General features: G+C 70.0%; 14 protein-coding genes. 8 read left to right on the forward strand and 6 right to left on the reverse strand.

Going from position 1 to position 14,859, the window contains the following annotated elements; genetic code table 11:
• Positions 1–3 precede the first annotated feature (3 nt).
• From HLB44_RS04560 to holA, 5 genes are read left to right on the forward strand one after another with little or no spacing between them, the layout of a single operon-like run.
• Entirely contained in the window at positions 4–666 is a 663-nt protein-coding gene (locus HLB44_RS04560) for a MotA/TolQ/ExbB proton channel family protein (protein ID WP_173121007.1), read from the forward strand.
• Between the two features lie 2 nt (positions 667–668).
• On the forward strand, positions 669–1,094 hold the full coding sequence (locus HLB44_RS04565; protein ID WP_173121009.1) for an ExbD/TolR family protein: 426 nt from the start codon (positions 669–671) through the stop codon (positions 1,092–1,094).
• Positions 1,095–1,148: 54 nt separating this feature from the next.
• Complete coding sequence (gene leuS, locus HLB44_RS04570; RefSeq protein WP_173121011.1) at positions 1,149–3,821, forward strand: leucine--tRNA ligase; 2,673 nt, start codon at positions 1,149–1,151, stop codon at positions 3,819–3,821.
• 3 nt (positions 3,822–3,824) lie between these two features.
• Positions 3,825–4,307 (forward strand): LPS-assembly lipoprotein LptE, encoded by a 483-nt coding sequence (locus HLB44_RS04575; protein ID WP_173121013.1) that lies wholly within the window; start codon positions 3,825–3,827, stop codon positions 4,305–4,307.
• Between the two features lie 4 nt (positions 4,308–4,311).
• Positions 4,312–5,427 (forward strand): DNA polymerase III subunit delta, encoded by a 1,116-nt coding sequence (holA, locus tag HLB44_RS04580; protein WP_173121015.1) that lies wholly within the window; start codon positions 4,312–4,314, stop codon positions 5,425–5,427.
• Here the strand turns inward: holA and HLB44_RS04585 are convergent.
• The 6 genes from HLB44_RS04585 to HLB44_RS04610 form a co-directional block, all read right to left on the reverse strand.
• The gene (locus tag HLB44_RS04585; RefSeq protein ID WP_173121017.1) at positions 5,421–6,353 is read right to left on the reverse strand and encodes a 2-hydroxyacid dehydrogenase; all 933 of its coding nucleotides are present in this window, start codon (positions 6,351–6,353) and stop codon (positions 5,421–5,423) included. The two genes, holA and HLB44_RS04585, sit on opposite strands and share 7 nt — an antisense overlap.
• Complete coding sequence (locus HLB44_RS04590; RefSeq protein ID WP_173121019.1) at positions 6,350–6,826, reverse strand: CinA family protein; 477 nt, start codon at positions 6,824–6,826, stop codon at positions 6,350–6,352. The genes HLB44_RS04585 and HLB44_RS04590 overlap by 4 nt, the downstream gene beginning before the upstream one ends.
• Entirely contained in the window at positions 6,823–7,338 is a 516-nt protein-coding gene (locus HLB44_RS04595) for a phosphatidylglycerophosphatase A family protein (protein WP_173121021.1), read from the reverse strand. Before HLB44_RS04595 ends, HLB44_RS04590 begins: the two co-directional genes overlap by 4 nt.
• Positions 7,335–8,303, reverse strand: a complete 969-nt coding sequence (thiL, locus tag HLB44_RS04600) for a thiamine-phosphate kinase (RefSeq protein ID WP_173121023.1) — start codon at positions 8,301–8,303, stop codon at positions 7,335–7,337. The genes HLB44_RS04595 and thiL overlap by 4 nt, the downstream gene beginning before the upstream one ends.
• A 99-nt stretch (positions 8,304–8,402) precedes the next feature.
• A complete protein-coding gene (locus HLB44_RS04605) occupies positions 8,403–9,074 on the reverse strand; it encodes a response regulator transcription factor (protein WP_246312032.1) in 672 nt (223 codons plus the stop codon).
• Between the two features lie 38 nt (positions 9,075–9,112).
• Entirely contained in the window at positions 9,113–11,161 is a 2,049-nt protein-coding gene (locus HLB44_RS04610) for a sensor histidine kinase (RefSeq protein WP_173121025.1), read from the reverse strand.
• Between the two features lie 122 nt (positions 11,162–11,283).
• On the opposite strand from HLB44_RS04610, the gene HLB44_RS04615 reads away from it, so the two are divergent.
• From HLB44_RS04615 to HLB44_RS04625, 3 genes are all read left to right on the forward strand, one after another.
• Positions 11,284–13,578: an NADP-dependent malic enzyme gene (locus tag HLB44_RS04615; protein WP_173121028.1), complete on the forward strand. Its 2,295-nt coding sequence runs from the start codon at positions 11,284–11,286 to the stop codon at positions 13,576–13,578.
• Between the two features lie 311 nt (positions 13,579–13,889).
• Positions 13,890–14,240 (forward strand): ribonuclease domain-containing protein, encoded by a 351-nt coding sequence (locus HLB44_RS04620; RefSeq protein WP_173121030.1) that lies wholly within the window; start codon positions 13,890–13,892, stop codon positions 14,238–14,240.
• Between the two features lie 42 nt (positions 14,241–14,282).
• Positions 14,283–14,843 (forward strand): barstar family protein, encoded by a 561-nt coding sequence (locus HLB44_RS04625; RefSeq protein WP_173121032.1) that lies wholly within the window; start codon positions 14,283–14,285, stop codon positions 14,841–14,843.
• Positions 14,844–14,859 lie beyond the last annotated feature (16 nt).

Consider the following 14,859-nt stretch of genomic DNA (forward strand, 5'->3'; position numbering starts at 1 on the left):
CCCATGGAAGGCCTGGCCCAGTTCTGGACCCAGAGCGACGGCATCGCCCGTGCGGTCGCGGTGCTGCTGCTGGTGATGTCGATCAGTGCCTGGGTCGTGATCCTGTGGAAGGCCTGGATCCTGCATCGCGCCCGCTTCGACATCGGCCGCGCGGTGCCGGCCTTCTGGGCCGCCGCGTCGCTCGATGCCGGCCGCCAGCGGCTGGCCGCGCTGGACCGCGAACAGGTGTTGCTGCCGCTGCTGGCGGCGACCGCCCCGCACGATGCGCGCGGCACGCTCGAAACCCACGGCGCACTGGCCTCCCAGCTGACGCGCCGGCTGCGTGATGCGCTGCACCGCGGCCTCGCGCACCTGCAGTTCGGGCAGGTGCTGCTGGCCTCGATCGGCAGCACCGCGCCGTTCATCGGGCTCTTCGGCACCGTCTGGGGCATCTACCACGCGCTGGTCAGCATTTCGGCGGCCGGTGTGATCACGATCGAGAAGGTGTCCGGACCCGTCGGCGAGGCCTTGATCATGACCGCCGCCGGCCTGGCGGTGGCGATCCCCGCGGTGCTGGCCTACAACCTGTTCGGCAAGTGGGTCGCCGCCTGCGAAGCCGAGCTCGAAGGCTTCGCGCACGACCTGCGCGAAATGGCACTCGAAGGCCGGGCCTCCAGGGAAACCTGAACATGGCCTTCGGCCGCCTCGAACGCGCCAGCGGCTCGAAACCGATGAGCGACATCAACATGACGCCGCTGATCGACGTGATGCTGGTGCTGCTGGTGATCTTCATGATCACCGCGCCGCTGATGACCTCGAGCCTGAAGCTCGACCTGCCGAAGACCGAGGGCGCGCGGCCGAGCGACGCGGCGCAATACGTCACCGTCGCGGTCGATGCCGAGGGCAAGCTGTTCTGGGGCGACGAAGCGATCAGCGCCGAGCAGCTGAAGCTGCGCGTGCGCGAGGCCGCGCTGCGCAGCGCGACCACCGAGGTGCAATTGCGCGCCGACCGCAGCGTGCCCTACGGCCGCATCGCCGAGCTGATCGGCCTGGTGCACGAAGGCGGGTTGGTGCGCATCGGCTTCGTCACCGAAGCGAGCGCGCCAGCCAGGTAGTCGGGGCCCGCGAATGGCCTTCGCTGGGGGGCCCACTCCCTACAATCGCGCCCCATGAACGAGAAATACGCCCCCGCCGAAGTCGAATCCGCCGCCCAGGCGCATTGGACGGCGACGGACGCCTACCGCGTCACCGAAGATCAGACCAAGCCGAAGTTCTACGCCTGCTCGATGCTGCCGTACCCGAGCGGCAAGCTGCACATGGGGCATGTGCGCAACTACACGATCAACGACATGCTCACGCGCCAGCTGCGCATGAAGGGCATGAACGTGTTGATGCCGATGGGCTGGGATGCGTTCGGCCTGCCGGCGGAAAACGCCGCGATGAAGAACAAGGTGCCGCCCGCGCAGTGGACCTATTCGAACATCGCCCACATGAAGGGCCAGATGCAGGCGATGGGCCTGGCGATCGACTGGTCGCGCGAGGTCGCCACCTGCGACCCGACCTACTACAAGTGGAACCAGTGGCTGTTCCTGAAGATGCTCGACAAGGGCATCGCCGAGCGCCGCACGCAGGTCGTGAACTGGGACCCGGTCGACCAGACCGTGCTGGCCAACGAGCAGGTCATCGATGGCCGCGGCTGGCGCTCGGGCGCGCTGATCGAGAAGCGCGAGATCCCCGGCTACTACCTGAAGATCACCGGCTACGCCGACGAGCTGCTGTCGGCGGTGACCAATCCCGACGACCCGCACTACCTGGCCGGCTGGCCCGAGCGCGTGCGGCTGATGCAGGAGAACTGGATCGGCAAGAGCGAGGGCCTGCGCTTCGCCTTCCCGCACACGATCCGCGATGGCAGCGGCGCATTGATCAACGACGGCCGGCTGTGGGTCTTCACGACGCGCGCCGACACGATCATGGGCGTGACCTTCTGCGCCGTCGCGCCCGAGCATCCGCTGGCCGCCCATGCCGCGGCGTCGAACCCGGCGCTGGCCGCCTTCATCGCCGAATGCCAGCACGGCGGCCACACCGAAGCCGAGCTGGCGACGCAGGAAAAGAAGGGCCTGCCCACCGGCCTCGTCGTCACGCACCCGCTGACCGGCGCGCAGGTCGAGGTGTGGGTCGGCAACTACGTGCTGATGAGCTACGGCGACGGCGCGGTGATGGGCGTGCCGGCGCACGACGAGCGCGACTTCGCATTCGCGAAGAAGTACGGTCTGCCGATCAGGCAGGTCATCGCGGTCGACGGCGAGACCTACAGCACCGACGCCTGGGCCGAGTGGTATGCCGACAAGCAGCGCGGCCGCTGCGTGGATTCGGGCGTCATCGATGGCCTGGACTACAAGGCCGCGGTCGACAAGATCGCCGAGCTGCTGGCGGCGCAGGGCCTGGGCGAGAAGAAGACCACCTGGCGCCTGCGCGACTGGGGCGTCAGCCGCCAGCGCTACTGGGGCACGCCGATCCCGATCATCCACTGCGACGAGCATGGCGCGGTGCCGGTGCCTGAAGCCGACCTGCCGGTCGTGCTGCCGGAGGACTGCATTCCGGACGGCAGCGGCAACCCGCTGAACAAGCGCGCCGACTTCCTGGCCGCGTCCTGCCCGGTCTGCGGCAAGGCGGCGCGCCGCGAGACCGACACGATGGACACCTTCGTCGACTCGTCGTGGTACTTCATGCGTTATTGCGATCCGCAGAACGCTGAAGTGATGGTCGCCGAAGGCACGCAGTACTGGATGCCGCCGGTCGCCTCGCCGGCCGGCGGGCCGGGCATGGACCAGTACATCGGCGGCATCGAGCACGCGATCCTGCACCTGCTGTACGCACGCTTCTGGACCAAGGTGATGCGCGACCTGGGCCTGGTGCAGGTCAGCGAACCCTTCACGAAGCTGCTGACGCAGGGCATGGTGCTGAAGGGCGCCTTCTCGCACAAGCCCGCCGAGGGCGGCAAGCACTACCACTGGGAGCACGAGGTCGACGTCATCACCAACGAGCATGGCCAGGTGGTCGGCGGCAAGCTGAAGGCCGACGGCACGCCGCTCGACTACGAGATGACGACGATGTCGAAGTCGAAGAACAACGGCGTCGACCCGCAGGAGCTGATCGACCGCTACGGCGCCGATACTGCGCGCCTGTTCGTGATGTTCGCGTCGCCGCCCGAGCAGACGCTGGAGTGGAACGACGCCGGCGTCGAGGGTGCGCACCGCTTCCTGCGCCGCGTGTGGGCGTTCGGCGCCAAGCATGCCGACGCGCTGCGCGATGCTGCTGCAATGCCGGCCGCACTGCCGGACGACGCCAAGGCGCTGCGCCACGAGGTGCACTCGGTCCTCAAGCAGATCAGCTTCGACTACGAGCGCATGCAGTACAACACCGTCGTCTCGGGGGCGATGAAGCTGCTGAATGCGCTCGAAGGCTTCAAGGGCGACGGCAGCGCGGCAGCGAACGCGGTGCTGCGCGAGGGCGCCTCGGTGCTGCTGCGCACGCTGTACCCGGCCTGCCCGCACATCGCGCAGGGGCTGTGGGTCGAGCTCGGCTTTGCTGCCGAACTGGGCGAGCTGCTCGATGCACCGTGGCCGCAGGTCGACGAGGCGGCGCTGAAGCTCGACCAGATCGAGCTCGTGCTGCAGATCGGCGGCAAGACGCGCGGCACGATCCGCGTGCCGGCCAATGCCGACAAGGCGGCGATCGAAGCAGCGGCGCTGGCCTCGCCCGAATTCGCGAAGTTCGGCGAAGGCAAGCCGGCGAAGAAGGTCGTGGTCGTGCCGGGCCGGCTGGTCAACGTCGTCGTCTGACGCATGTTGAGGCGTTCGCTGCTCGTGCTGCTGCCGGCCGCCCTCGCCGGCTGCGGTTTCCAACTGCGGCGTGCGCCCGAGCTGCCGTTCAGCCGCCTCGCGCTGGCCGGCTTCGCGCCGCGTTCGCCGCTGGCCGAGGAGCTCAAGCGCACGCTGGAGCCGACGGTCGAGGTCGTCGAGAGCGTCAACCGCGCCGAAGCGGTGCTGCAGGCGCTGGTCGACCGGCGCGAGCGCAGCGTCACCGCGCTGACCGCCGCCGGCCAGGTGCGCGGCGTGCAGCTGCGCGTGCGGCTGGACTTCCGGTTGACGACGCCGGGCGGCCGCGAGTACATCCCCGACACCACCCTGCAGCTGGCGCGCGACATGAGTTACAGCGAGACCTTCGCGCTCGCCAAGGAGCAGGAGGAGCAGCAGCTCTACGCGGCGCTGCAGACCGACATCGTGCTGCTGCTGATGCGGCGCCTGGCCGAAGTCAAGAAAACCTGAACCGATGCAGCTGCGCTCCGATCAGCTATCGACGCACCTCGCCCGCGGCCTGAAGCCGATCTACACGGTGCACGGCGACGAGCCGCTGCTGGCGCAGGAAGCCGGCGATGCGATCCGCGCCGCTGCACGCGCCGCCGGCTACGGTGAACGCAAGGTCTTCACCGTCAGTGGCGCGCACTTCGACTGGTCGGGTCTGCTCGGCGCGGCGCAGGCGATGAGCCTGTTCGCCGAGCGCCAGCTGATCGAGATCCGGATTCCGAACGGCAAGCCGGGCAAGGACGGCTCCGAGGCCTTGAAGCGTTATTGCGACGGCCTCAACGAGGACGTGCTGACGATCGTGCACTGCCCCAAGCTCGATCGCCAGCAGCAGCAGGGTGCCTGGTTCACGGCGCTCGACTCAGCCGGCGTGACGATCCGCGTCGACCCGATCGAGCGCCGCGCGCTGCCGCAATGGCTGGCGCAGCGGCTGGCGGCGCAGCAGCAGCGCGTCGAGGATGGCGAGCCGGGGCAGCGCACGCTGGCCTTCTTCGCCGACCGCGTCGAAGGCAACCTGCTGGCCGCGCACCAGGAGCTGCAGAAGCTGGCGCTGCTGTACCCGGCCGGCACGCTGGCCTTCGAGCAGGTCGAATCGGCGGTGTTGAACGTCGCCCGCTACGACGTCTTCAAGCTCGGCGAGGCGGTGCTCGCCGGCCAGACGGCGCGCGTGCTGCGCATGCTCGACGGCCTGCGCGCCGAAGGCGAGGCGACGGTGCTGGTGCACTGGACGCTGGCCGGCGACATCCTCGCGCTGAAGGCCGCGCACGACGCGCTCGGCGACGGCAAGCCGCTGCCGGTGGCGCTGCGCGAGGCGCGTGTCTGGGGCCTGAAGGAGCGGCTCTTCGAACGCGTGCTGCCGCTGCTCAGCGCGCACCAGCTGGCCCACCTGGTCGAAGCCGCCAGCACCTGCGACGGCGTGATCAAGGGCCTGAAGCATCCGCAGTGGCCGCTCGAGCCCTGGGAGGCGATCCGCCGGCTGGCGCTGCTGCTGACGCAGGCGGTCGCCGCGCCGCCGCCCCGGCGCGGGCACGCCCCGGTGCTGCTGCGGCTGGCGCTCGAGCCGAGTCAGCAGGCGAGTCAATAGCCCCGAGTTCGATCGACGAGGTTGGCGAGCGGCCGGCCGGCGGCGAGCGCCTCGATGTTGTCGGCGGCGATGCGCGCTGCGCTGCGCAGGTCGGTCTGCGCCGCGGCATGCGGCAGCACGGTGATGTACTCATGGCGCCAGAACGGATGCTCCGGCGGCAGCGGCTCGTGCGCGAAGACGTCGAGCACCGCATGCGCGATGCGCCCGCTGGCCAGCGCGGCGAGCAGGTGCGCTTCGACCAGATGCGCGCCGCGTGCCAGGTTGACCACCCCGGCGCCGGCCGGCATGGCGGCGAAGAAGCTCGCGTCCAGCAGGCCGCGCGTTTCAGGCGTCAGCGGCAGCAGGTTGATCACGATATGCGCCTGCGGCAGCGCGGCGTCGAGGCCGTCGCGCCCGTAGTACAGCGTGACGCCCGGCTCGGCCGCGACGGCGTTGCGGCTCCAGGCGGCGACGCGATAGCCCTGCTGCTGCAGCCGCCGCGCCGCGCCGCGCCCCATCTGGCCGCAGCCGAGCACCAGCACCGTGACCTCGTCGGCACGGCGCTGCGGCAGCACGTGCCAGACCCGTTCACGCTGCTGCGCGGCATAGCGGAAGAAGTCGCGCTGCAGCGCCAGCACGGCCCACAGCGCGGTTTCGGCCATGGCCGCATTCATCGCCGGATCGACCATGCGCGCGACGGGCACGCCATCGGGCAGCGTGGCGTCGCCGAGCAGGCGGTCGACACCCGCCCACAGCGACTGGATCAATCTCAGCGCCGGCAGGCCCTGCAGGCTGCCGGGCGGTGGATTGGCGACGATCGCGGCGTCGATGGGGGTCACGGCGTCGCGCGCGAGCAGCAGTCGATGAGCCGGCAATGCGGCGCGCAGCGCCTGCGCCCACGCCGCTTCTTCGCCCGGGTCCCAGGTTCCGGCCAGCAGCAGGTTCATCGACGGTCGATCCTTTCGAGCAGGCCGGCGAGCGCAAGGGCCACGGTTGCCGCGCGCACCGCCGCACGATCGCCTTCGAAGACTTTGCGCTCCACGTGCGCCGCGCCGCCGCGCTGCAGCCACGCCAGCCAGACGAGCCCCACCGGCTTGTCCAAGCTGCCGCCCCCCGGGCCGGCGATGCCGGTCACCGCGACGGCCCAGTCGGCGGGGGAGTGCTGCAGCGCACCTTCGACCATCGCCCGCGCGACCGGCTCGCTGACCGCGCCATGCGCGGCAATCAGCGCCGGCGCCACGCCGAGCAGCTCGCTCTTCGCCGCGTTGCTGTAGGTCACGAAGCCGCGCTCGAACCAGTCGCTCGAGCCGGCCAGCTCGGTGCAGGCGCCGGCGATCAGGCCGCCGGTGCAGCTCTCGGCGGTCGCCAGGCGCCAGCCGTGCACACGCAGTCGCTCGGCCAGGTGCTCGACGACGTTCATGCGGCCCGCCACAGCGCGATCGGCAGCAGCGTGCACAGCGCCGCCACCAGGTCGTCGAACAGGATGCCGAAACCCTCGCGCCAGCCGATCGCCGTGCCCGGCCGCAGCTTGAAGAGCCGATCGGCCCAGCCGACCGGGCCGGGCTTCGCGGCGTCGAACAGGCGGAACAGCGCGAACGCGATGGCCTGGCCGACGAAGCCGGCCGGCATCACCAGCCACAACACGAGCCAGAAGGCGAGCACCTCGTCCCAGACGATCGCGCCGGGGTCGGACAGGCCCAGGTCGCGCGCGGTGCGCGTGCAGGCCCACCAGCCGACGAACAGGCTGCCGATCAGCAGCAGGCCCCAGCCGAAGTCGTCGAGCCAGCGGTCGAGTACCAGGAAAGCCACCCAGGCCCACAAGGTGCCGACGGTGCCGGGCGCCCACGGCGACAGCCCGCTGCCGAAGCCCAGTGCGATCCAGTGCGCGGGGTGGCGCAGCATGAAGCCGGCCGTGGCGACTTGGGCCGTCATGACTTGAAGTGGTCGAAGCCCTGGCCGACGGCCACCGCCTGGCCGGCATCGTCGATCACCCGCAGCCCCGGCTCGGCCTCGATGCGGCCGATGCGGGTAACGCCGACGCCGGCGCCGTGTGCCGCCTCGCGCACCGCGGCATCGGCCGTGGCCGGTGCGGTGAACAGCAGCTCGTAATCGTCGCCGCCGGCCAGCGTGCATTCGCGGCGCCAGGGCAGCGGCTGCGCCGCCAGCACCGCGCTCTGCGGCAGCGCGTCGGCATCGATGCGCGCGCCGACGCCGGAGCGCCGCAGCACGTGGCCGAGGTCGCCCACCAGGCCGTCGCTCAGGTCGATCGCGCTGGTTGCCAGCCCGCGCAGCGCGAGGCCCAGCGTCACGCGCGGCTGCGGCAGCTCCATCGCCGCGCGCGCGCGCTCGAAGCCCTCGCCGGGCAGCGACAGGCGGCCGCGGAAGACTTCCAGGGCGAGCCGCGCATCGCCGATGCCGCCGCCCAGCGGATGGCTGACCCACAGCGCCTCGCCGGGCCGCGCGCCGTCGCGCCGCAGCGCGCGGCCGGGCGGCACCTCGCCGAACACCGTAACGCATAAATTGAGCGGCCCGGCGGTGGTGTCGCCGCCGATCAGCTCGATGCCCTGCGCATCGGCCAGCGCATGCAGCCCGCGCGCGAAACCTTCGAGGAAACCTTCATCGACGCGCGGCAGCGCCAGCGCCAGCGTGTAGGCCAGCGGCCGCGCGCCGCAGGCCGCCAGGTCGCTCAGGTTGACCGCCAGCGCCTTGTGGCCGAGCCGCTCGGGATCGACCGTCGACAGGAAGTGCCGGCCTTCGACCAGCATGTCGCAGGAGATCGCCAGCTGCATGCCCGGTGTCGGCGCGATCAGCGCGCAGTCGTCGCCGATGCCGAGCAGCGCATGGCGCGCCGGCCGCTGGAAGTACTTCGCGATCAGGTCGAATTCGCCGAGGGACATCAGTGCCCGCCCGGCCGCCCGAAGGGCACTGAGCGCCCCTCGGGGGCCGCGAACGAAGTGAGCTGGGGGCAGACCATCCCCGGCATTGTCGCAGCGGGTTCAGCCGTTGCCGGTGCCGTGCTCGCGCAGCAGATTGGTGAGCTCGACCGCCGAACGCACGTTCATCTTGTCGAACATGCGCGCGCGATGGACCTCGACGGTGCGCACGCTGATGCCCAGTGCGTCGGCGATCAGCTTGTTCGGCAGGCCTTCGATCACGCGCTGCATCACGTCGCGCTCGCGGTCGGTCAGCTCGGCGACCGCGCGCGCCACCTGCTGGCGCTGGCGCAGCCGGCCGATCGCCTCGGCGCTGGCCTGCAGCGCCAGCTCGACGCGGTCGACCAGCGCGTTGTCCGAGAACGGCTTCTCGACGAAATCGAAGGCGCCGTGCTTGACGGCGGCGACCGCGGTCGGCACGTCGCCATGGCCGGTCAGGAAGATCACCGGAAGCCGGTCGATGAGTCCGCGCTCGACCAGCCGGTCGAACAGCTGCAGGCCGCTGGTGCCCGGCATGCGCACGTCGAGCAGCAGGCACGAGGGCGCATCGGGCCAGCCGCCGGCAATGTCGCGCGTTGCGAGCCAGGCTTCGAAGGCATCGGCATTCGCGAAACCTTCGGACAGGCGCCGGCGCGAACGCAGCAGCCAGGCCAGCGCGTCGCGCACGACGGCCTCGTCGTCGACGAGGTAGACCATCGGGATGCCGAGCGGCGGAGAACCGGGCTGCAGCTGCATGGCCGGCGATGGTACACGCGGGCCCGGCACATCCATCGTCATGCCATCACCTCGGCGCGCGTCGGCGCCAGCGGCAGCGTGAAGCGGAAGGCCGTGCCGCCGTCGCCCTGGGGTTCGAAGTCGATCGCGCCGCCGTGCTGCTCGATCACCGTGCGGCACAACGACAGCCCGAGCCCCATGCCTTCGCTGCGCGTCGTGAAGAACGGCGTGAAGAGCTTCTGGCCGATGTCCGGCGCGATGCCCGGGCCGGCATCGATCACCGAGAACGCCGCCCAGCGCCCCTGCACCACGCGCACGCGCAGCGTCAGCACGCGGCGCTCGAGCGGCGTCGCGTCGCTTTCCATCGCCTGCAGGCCATTGCGCGCCAGGTTCAGCAGCACCTGCTCGACCATCGTGCGATCGATCTTCAGGCGCGGCACCGGCTGCACGACGTCGAGCTCGATGCGCGCGCCGCTCTTGCGCGCCTGCAGCCGCACCAGCGGCAGCACCGATTCGATCAGCGCATCGGCGGCGATCACCTCGTGCGCCTGATGGCGCCGGCGCACGAAGTCGTGCACGCTCTTGATCACGCGGCCGGCGCGCTCGGCCTGTTCGGCGATGCGCTGCAGGCCCTGGCGCAGCATGCCGTTGAGCTCGTCGGGCGGCAGCGCATCGGGCGCCGGGGCGTCGTCGAGCAGGTTCAGCGAGCCGGCGGCGTAACTGGCGATCGCCGCCAGCGGCTGGTTCAGCTCGTGCGACAGCAGCGAGGCCATCTCGCCGACCGACGCCAGCCGCGCGGTGGCCTGCAGGCGCTCCTGCTGCTGGCGCGACAGGTCCTCGACCTTGCGCTGCGCCGACAGGTCGACCACCGCGCTCATCCAGCCGGTGTGCTGGCCGCTGCGATCGACCAGCGGCGCCTCGTAGACCATCACCGGGAAACGCTCGCCGTTCTTGCGCATGAACAGCGTCTCGTAACCTTCGCGGGCCGGTTCGGCGATCGCGCCGGGCGACAAGCGATCGGCCTGGCGGCGCCGATACAGCGGCACATGCTCGGGCGGCCAATAAGGCGGCTCGGTGGCCTGCTGCAGTTCCTGCATGCTGAAGCCGACCATCGCGCAGAACGCCGGGTTGACGTAGACGATGCGGCCGTCGCGGTCGCGCGCGCGCAGGCCGGTGATCAGCGAATCCTCCATCGCGCGGCGGAAGGCCAGCGCCTCGGCCAGCGCCTCCTCGGCGCGCGCGCGCCGCCGCGCATCGCGCACCAGCAGCAGCACGACGGCAAAGAGCCCGAGCGACAGCCCGAGCACGAGCGCAGTGGCGAGGTTCGGGATCAGGCTCGGCCGGCGATCGACCGCGTCGACGCGCAGCTGCAGGCTGGTGCCGGCCAGGTCGACGACCCGATCGGCGACGTAGACGCCGGCGCCGCGCACGGCACCCGAACGCGCCAGCCGCGTGCCGTCGGCCTCGACGAAGGACAGCTCGTGGCGGCGCGTGAACTCGGGCGCGCGCAACTCGTCGAGCAGCGCGGTGAGCGCGATGCTGGCGACGCCGAAGCCGACCAGCTGGCCGGCTTCCTGCAGCGGCACGCAGACGTCGACGACCTCGAGCCCGAGCCCGTTGTGCTGCGGCACGAACTGGCTGCGCGAGAACACCGGCGACATCGTGCGCCGCGCCGAAGCGCAGGCGACCTCGGTCTCGAGGTCCATCTCGGCACGCGGCCAGCGGCTGAACAAGGGATCACGGTACGGCGAATCGGCGGCATCGTTGATGCGCAGGCCGGTGTCGCGCCGCTCGATGCGCACCATCTCGCGGTGCGTCTGCAGCAGCGCCGAGGCTTCGGTCTGCCAGGCCGTCCGATCACCGTGCCGGCGGTGCAGCGCCTGCAGGCCCTGCAGCACGAGCTGCGCGCGCTGGCGGATCTCGGCCGCCACCAGCGTCGCGGTCTCCTCGGCCTGCTCCTGCGCACGGCTCGATTCGTAGCTGACGGTCAGCGCGACGAGCAGCGTCTGCGCGACCAGCATCAGCATCACCAGCGCGGCCCACAGCAAGGCGCGGCGCCAGCGGCGCCGGCCCCCGAAGCTCATGCTGCGCGGCAGGTCGTCCCTCATCGTCGCTCCAGTGTGCGGTGCGGCGAGCCGGTTTCGCTACGCAGTTTCGCGCATGCGGCCGTCATCGGGCGCGGGCGACACTCACTCCTAGAATCCCGTCCCCGCCCGTGGAGTCTCCGACGATGACCAACTACGAAGAAAAGCGCGCCGAGCTGCGCCGTGCCGCGCTCGAGTACCACGAATTCCCGACCCCGGGCAAGATCGCGATCGCGGCGACCAAGCAGATGCTGAACCAGCGCGACCTGGCGCTGGCCTATTCGCCGGGCGTGGCCGCAGCCTGCGAGGAGATCGTCGCCGACCCGGCCAACGCCTTCCGCTACACCGCGCGCGGCAACCTCGTCGCCGTCATCACCAACGGCACCGCCGTGCTGGGCCTGGGCGACATCGGCCCGCTGGCCTCGAAGCCGGTGATGGAAGGCAAGGGGGTGCTGTTCAAGAAATTCGCCGGCATCGACGTCTTCGACATCGAGGTCAACGAGAAGGACGTCGACAAGCTGGTCGACATCATCGCCGCGCTCGAGCCGACCTTCGGCGGCGTCAACCTCGAGGACATCAAGGCGCCGGACTGCTTCTACGTCGAGCGCAAGCTGCGCGAGCGCATGAAGATCCCCGTCTTCCACGACGACCAGCACGGCACGGCGATCGTCGTCGGCGCGGCGCTGCTGAACGGGCTGACGGTCATCGGCAAGAAGATCGACGAGATCAAGCTCGTCACCTCGGGCGCCGGTGCCGCCGCGCTGGCGTGTCTCAATCTGCTGCTCAAGCTCGGCCTGCCGCGCAAGAACATCTGGGTCACCGACCTGGCCGGCGTGGTGTGGCAAGGCCGCACCGAGCTGATGGACCCGGACAAGGCCGAGTTCGCGCAGGAGACTTCGCAGCGCACGCTGGCCGAGGTGATGGATGGCGCCGACGTGTTCCTCGGGCTGTCGGCCGGCGGCGTGCTGAAGCCCGCGATGGTCAAGTCGATGGCCACCAAACCGCTGATCTTCGCGCTGGCCAATCCGACGCCGGAGATCATGCCGGAGGACGTCAAGTCGGTGCGCGACGACGCGATCATGGCCACCGGCCGCACCGATTACCCGAACCAGGTCAACAACGTCCTGTGCTTCCCGTACATCTTCCGGGGCGCGCTCGATTCGGGCGCGACGACGATCACCGACGCGATGGAGATCGCCGCGGTGCGCGCGATCGCCGAGCTGGCGCAGGCCGAGCAGAGTGATGTCGTCGCCAATGCCTATGGCGGCGCGACGCTGAGCTTCGGCCCCGAGTACCTGATCCCCAAGCCCTTCGACCCGCGGCTGATGATGATGATCGCGCCGGCGGTGGCCCGCGCGGCGGTCGAGTCCGGCGTCGCGCTGCGGCCGGTGACCGATTACGACGCCTACCGCGACAAGCTGCAGAGCTTCGTCTACGCCTCCGGGCAGACGATGAAGCCGATCTTCAGCGTCGCGAAGAAGGCCGAGCGCAAGAACATCGCGTTCGCCGAAGGCGAGGACCGGCGCGTGCTGCGCGCGGTGCAGGTGGTCGTCGACGAGGGGCTGGCGCGGCCCTGGCTGGTCGGCCGCGCGCCGATCATCGAGCGGCGCATCGAGAAGTACGGCCTGCGGCTGCAACGCGGCCGCGACTACGAGGTCGTCAACATCGACGACGACCCGCGCTACAAGGAGTACTGGCAGACCTACCACCAGCTGACCGAGCGCAAGGGCGTCACCGAGCAGCTGGCGAAGATCGAGATGCGCCGCCGGCTGACGCTGATCGCCAGCATGCTGCTGCACATGGGCGAGGTCGACGGCATGATCTGCGGCACCTGGGGCTCGACGCAGCAGCACCTGACGCACATCGACCAGGTGATCGGCCGCCGCGCCGGCGTCTGCACCTACGCCTGCATGAACGGACTGATCCTGCCGGGCCGGCAGGTCTTCCTCGTCGACACGCATGTCAACTACGACCCGAGCGCGCAGCAGCTGGCCGAGATCACCGTGCTGGCCGCCGAGGAGATGCTGCGCTTCGGCGTGCAGCCGAAGGCCGCCCTGCTGTCGCACTCGAACTTCGGTTCCAGCGACAAGCCCTCGGCGCTGAAGATGCGCGAGGCGCTCGGCCTGGTGCGCGAGCTGGCGCCCTGGCTGGAGGTCGACGGCGAAATGCACGGCGACGCCGCGCTCGACGCCAAGTACCGCGCCGAGCTGATGCCGCGCTCGACCCTGACCGGCGAAGCGAACCTGCTGGTGCTGCCGAACATCGACGCCGCCAACATCGCCTACAACCTGCTGAAGACGGCCGCCGGCGGCGGCATCGCGATCGGTCCGGTGCTGCTCGGCGCGGCCAAGCCAGCGCATATCCTGACGCCCTCGGCGACGGTTCGGCGCATCGTCAACATGACCGCGCTGACGGTGGCCGACGCCAACGCGGCACGTTGACGCGCTGCAGCATGGCGCTCACGCCGAGCGCCGCACCATCGCGGTGCATACCCCCCAGGTTCTCGCGATGGTGTTTTCGAGCATTCCGCCAAATCGCTCTTGACAAGTCGGTGAACGCCAGTTTCACCGACGTTTGCCGCTTTGTGAGTACCCACTCAATTCCACTGGGAACTGCCCAAATTTGAGGCAGCCGGCTTGAGTTCGCGGGGGCGTTCCGGTACCATGACGCCCTCAGAGTTCAGGGTAATCCCGTGGGTTGGACCATCCGGTCATCGTTGCAAGCATCCGTCGGAAGGTTAGGGCTCGCTTCGATGATTGCGCTGTCGGCTTTGTCCGGCAGCATGGTCCAAGCCAAAAAACCGGTGGAGGATACGGCGGCGGTCGCCGTGTTCGCCTTGCCGGCCGAGGCCCAGCAGACGCATCGATTGATCCGCGCCGGCGGACCGTTCCCCTACAGCAAGGACGGCACCGTCTTCGGCAATCGTGAACGCCTGCTGCCGCGGCGCGAGCGGGGCTACTACCGTGAATACACGGTGCGAACACCCGGGTCCCGCAATCGCGGCGCCCGGCGCATCGTGTGCGGCGGCAGTCCACCGACCCACCCTGAAGCCTGTTATTACACCGAGGATCACTACGCGAGCTTCCGGCTCATCGCGCAGTGATCGTCGAGATCAGAACCCAAGTTCATCCGGAGGATCGCGACCATGCTGCTGCAGACCGTCCGTCCCAATATCGTCCAGGCCATCCGCGCCTACCGCGTCGAAGACCTGATGCAGGCCGCCGAAGGCGCCGGCCAGCACTTTCTCTACGCCAACCTGGTCGATGCGCAATCGAAGCAGGACGTGCTCGAGAAAATCGCCGAGTCCTTCCTCTTCCCGACGCATTTCGGCAAGAACCTGGACGCGCTGTTCGACTGCATGACGGACCTCGTGCACCGCGCCGGCTCGCAGCCGGGCTTCGTCGTCGTGCTCGAGCAGCTGCCCGACAGCGCGAAGTTCGACCGCGAAGCGCGCGAGCAACTGCTCGACGTCTTCCGCGACGCCGCCGACTTCTGGGCCGAGCGCCGCGTGGCGTTCCGCTGCTTCTATTCGTTCGCCGTCGCGCGCAGCACTGAAACCAGCGCCTGGGAACGGGTCGAGGTCGCCCCGGCAGAGAAGCCGGCGCCCAAGGCCGTGTCGAAGAACGGCATCAACCCGAACTTCGGCATGAACATGCCGATGATGAGCAGCGCGTTCGATACCGCGATGTGGCTCAACGCCGCCTGACAGCCCGACCTTGCCT

The sequence above is a fragment of the Pseudaquabacterium terrae genome, assembly GCF_013266755.1.
GTDB classification, from domain to species: domain Bacteria; phylum Pseudomonadota; class Gammaproteobacteria; order Burkholderiales; family Burkholderiaceae_C; genus Pseudaquabacterium; species Pseudaquabacterium terrae.

Excerpts from the sequence above, each read along its gene's own strand:
- HLB44_RS04560 (WP_173121007.1), top strand. The coding sequence starts at position 4 with ATGGAAGGCCTGGCCCAGTTCTGGACCCAGAGCGACGGCATCGCCCGT.
- HLB44_RS04565 (WP_173121009.1), top strand. The coding sequence starts at position 669 with ATGGCCTTCGGCCGCCTCGAACGCGCCAGCGGCTCGAAACCGATGAGC.
- leuS (WP_173121011.1), top strand. The coding sequence starts at position 1,149 with ATGAACGAGAAATACGCCCCCGCCGAAGTCGAATCCGCCGCCCAGGCG.
- HLB44_RS04575 (WP_173121013.1), top strand. The coding sequence starts at position 3,825 with ATGTTGAGGCGTTCGCTGCTCGTGCTGCTGCCGGCCGCCCTCGCCGGC.
- holA (WP_173121015.1), top strand. The coding sequence starts at position 4,312 with ATGCAGCTGCGCTCCGATCAGCTATCGACGCACCTCGCCCGCGGCCTG.
- HLB44_RS04585 (WP_173121017.1), bottom strand. The coding sequence starts at position 6,353 with ATGAACCTGCTGCTGGCCGGAACCTGGGACCCGGGCGAAGAAGCGGCG.
- HLB44_RS04590 (WP_173121019.1), bottom strand. The coding sequence starts at position 6,826 with ATGAACGTCGTCGAGCACCTGGCCGAGCGACTGCGTGTGCACGGCTGG.
- HLB44_RS04595 (WP_173121021.1), bottom strand. The coding sequence starts at position 7,338 with ATGACGGCCCAAGTCGCCACGGCCGGCTTCATGCTGCGCCACCCCGCG.
- thiL (WP_173121023.1), bottom strand. The coding sequence starts at position 8,303 with ATGTCCCTCGGCGAATTCGACCTGATCGCGAAGTACTTCCAGCGGCCG.
- HLB44_RS04605 (WP_246312032.1), bottom strand. The coding sequence starts at position 9,074 with ATGCAGCTGCAGCCCGGTTCTCCGCCGCTCGGCATCCCGATGGTCTAC.
- HLB44_RS04610 (WP_173121025.1), bottom strand. The coding sequence starts at position 11,161 with ATGAGGGACGACCTGCCGCGCAGCATGAGCTTCGGGGGCCGGCGCCGC.
- HLB44_RS04615 (WP_173121028.1), top strand. The coding sequence starts at position 11,284 with ATGACCAACTACGAAGAAAAGCGCGCCGAGCTGCGCCGTGCCGCGCTC.
- HLB44_RS04620 (WP_173121030.1), top strand. The coding sequence starts at position 13,890 with ATGATTGCGCTGTCGGCTTTGTCCGGCAGCATGGTCCAAGCCAAAAAA.
- HLB44_RS04625 (WP_173121032.1), top strand. The coding sequence starts at position 14,283 with ATGCTGCTGCAGACCGTCCGTCCCAATATCGTCCAGGCCATCCGCGCC.